Genomic DNA, 2,869 nt, shown 5'->3' with positions numbered 1-2,869 from the left:
GCTCTTACTTGCTGGGGTTAATTTATGATAACCCAGATGCGCTGTATCTGGACGATGTGCAGCGCGGGGTGCTTGAGGTGTGTTCTAACCTCGGTTACGAGTTGGTTGTTCACCCGTGTCGTTACCGCAGTGAAACCCTGGTACAGGATTGTCTGCGGTTTATGCAGCGCTCCAAGCTTGATGGCGTTATAGTGCTGCCGCCGGTATCGGAGTCAGAGTTACTGGCGCAGGCACTGAAAGAGTCTGGCAGCCCTTATGTACGTTTAAGCTCAGTGGCGCTGGATGAAGCCAAACATATTGTCGTATCGGATGATCGCGCTGCTGCGGCAGAAATGGCACGCTATTTTGCCCAGCTGGGTCATGAACATATCGCTTTTATCAGTGGCCCGCAGCGCTATAAATCGTCAACCGAGCGGATGGAAGGTTTTCAGCTTGGTTTATCTGCGTACGGCATAAAAATTCGTCCCGACTGGATAGTCGAAGGTAATAACACCTATGAGACCGGTATCGAATGTGCACGCCAGCTGCTGCAGGGGCAGGATATCCCTACAGCAATTTTCGCAAATAACGACCAGATGGCGGCCGGGGTATTAAAGGTCGCCCACAGTTTAGGTATCAAAGTGCCTGAGCAGTTATCAGTGGCTGGCTTTGACGATAACATGCTGGCCTCAAGAGTTATTCCTGCACTGACAACGATTAAAAGGCCGGTGCGGCAAATGGCGCTACTGGCCACCAGCAAGATGATTATGTCGATAGAAAACAACGACAAAGCCGCCAGCAATGTAGCGGCTAAAGTGGCACCAACACTGGTTGTGCGTGAATCTACCGCCAGAATCAATATCACCGATAGTTAAGCAGACATCACACTAACGCCACTGTGGTGTTTTTTTTGCTACCGCTGGCAAAAAAAATGTCCAATTGCTTGCCACCGGTGGCAAATTGGTTATTATAGTAACAGTCAACAGCAATAAGCTGGTGTTAATCTCAAATAAAATGCAATGGCACAGAAGCCGGGGAGACGTATGACAGACACGCTGAAACGACAACATTTAAAAACCCTGAGCCTGGCCAGTGCCGGCCTGTCGTTGTGGTCATTAAATGGCTGTTCGACAGCGTCTGTGATGAGCACTGCAGACAGTGATGCGGCAGATAACATCTTATGGCAGCAGGCAGATAACATCATTGCCAGCATAGCGCCAACCCAATTTGCAAAGCGTGATTTTGTTATTACCGCTTATGGCGCCAAAGCGCAGCCGAATTATGACAGCAGCGCGGCTATAACTGCCGCTATTGCTGCATGTGCAAAGGCCGGTGGTGGTCGGGTTGTGGTACCCGCCGGGCGTTTTAACACCGGGCCTGTGCATTTAAAGTCGAATGTAAACCTGCACCTGCAAAAAGATGCGGTGTTATCGTTTTATGCTGAGCCAGAGCGTTATCTGCCAGCTGTACACACCCGTTGGGAAGGTGTCGAGCTGATGGGCTACTCGCCGCTGATTTATGCTTTTGAACAGGAAAACATTGCCGTGACCGGTGAAGGTATCCTCGAAGGCAATGGCAGTAATACCCAGTGGTGGCCGTGGAAAGGTAAGTGGAAACACACGCCGTGGCAATTAGATGCGGCAACAGATCAAAGCAACACCCGTGAGCCGTTATTTGCTATGGCAGAGCAGGGTGTACCGGTAGCTCAGCGGGTATTTGAGCAAAACTATCTGCGCCCGCCGTTTATTCAGCCGTACCGGTGTAAACGCGTGCTGATTGAAGGTGTGACTATTCGTAATTCGCCATTTTGGCTGATTAACCCGGTACTGTCTGACGATGTGATAGTACGCGGCGTAAACTGCGTCAGCTTTGGCCCCAACTCAGATGGCTGCGACCCGGAATCCTGTAACCGGGTGCTAATTGAAAACTGCTTATTCGATACCGGTGATGACTGTATAGCACTTAAATCTGGCCGCAATAACGATGGTCGCCGTTTAGCAACGCCTATTCAGAATGTGGTGATACAGGATTGTGTTATGCGCGCCGGCCATGGTGGCGTGGTGCTGGGCAGTGAAATTTCAGGCGGGGCGCGCAATATTTTTGCCCGTCGTTGCCGTATGAGCAGCCCGGATTTACAGCGCGGCATCCGTATTAAAACCAACTCGGTGCGTGGTGGTTTAATTGAGAATATTGCTATCCGCGATATTGATATCGGTGAAGTGAAAGACGCGATAGTGATTAACTTCTTCTACGAAGAAGGTGATGCCGGCTCACATTTGCCGCAGGTAAAAGATCTGCATATCAGCCATTTAACGGTACACAAAGCTGAGCGGGCTTTTTTGCTACGCGGCTTTGAGCGGGCACCGATAAGCGGTGTCAGCCTGCACCATGTTGAGTTTAAGCAAGCCGCTAGCGTGGGTGTGCTGGAGAATGTAGCGCAGATTGATCAGGTAGATGTAACCTTGAATGGCAGTGTGCTAACGCTGTAGTAGGTTACAAATGATTCGCAAACGGTTAATTGAGAACCGACTTGCCCTAAGCCAACCGTTGAAGGCATGGATGCCTGAATCGAGCCTACAGGGATGTATTTACGGCGTGTTGGTGTGGGCAAGCTGGTTCGGCAAGCCAAATTAGAATATCAATGTTTTTAAACCCGGTTTGCCACCGCTAGACAAGGGGCAAGAAGGTTAACTATGAGCACAGAACAGAAACCAGGCTGTAGCACAAAATTAGATGCACCAGCCGATATTGGTGAGCAATTACAGGTATTGCAGGTGCACCCTCGCGATAATGTCGTGGTGGCATTGCAACCGCTGGCGCAGGGCGCACCTTTGCCGGAACCTTTTACTGCTTTAACGGCACAACAGGTGGTACCGGCCGGACACAAGGT

The 2,869-nt window shown here is 50.4% G+C and carries 2 protein-coding genes and 1 pseudogene; all 3 read left to right on the top strand.

Annotated elements, in window-relative coordinates:
- Positions 1–854: substrate-binding domain-containing protein (locus tag VIN66_RS12805; protein ID WP_331924343.1), on the top strand; the 854-nt coding region annotated here is incomplete at its 5' end.
- A 168-nt stretch (positions 855–1,022) separates the two neighbouring features.
- Entirely contained in the window at positions 1,023–2,468 is a 1,446-nt protein-coding gene (locus VIN66_RS12800; RefSeq protein WP_331924342.1) for a glycoside hydrolase family 28 protein, read from the top strand.
- 204 nt (positions 2,469–2,672) lie between these two features.
- Positions 2,673–2,869 (top strand): annotated as a pseudogene (locus VIN66_RS12795) (altronate dehydratase); the annotation flags it as partial.

The sequence above is a fragment of the Rheinheimera sp. genome, assembly GCF_036568245.1.
Lineage (GTDB): Bacteria > Pseudomonadota > Gammaproteobacteria > Enterobacterales > Alteromonadaceae > Alishewanella.
The sequence above is the reverse complement of the archived record's forward strand: the minus strand, read 5'-3'. Positions and strand labels throughout refer to the sequence as shown.

Bases quoted from the DNA above. Each gene is read 5' to 3' on its own strand.
- VIN66_RS12800 (WP_331924342.1), top strand. From the start codon at position 1,023: ATGACAGACACGCTGAAACGACAACATTTAAAAACCCTGAGCCTGGCC.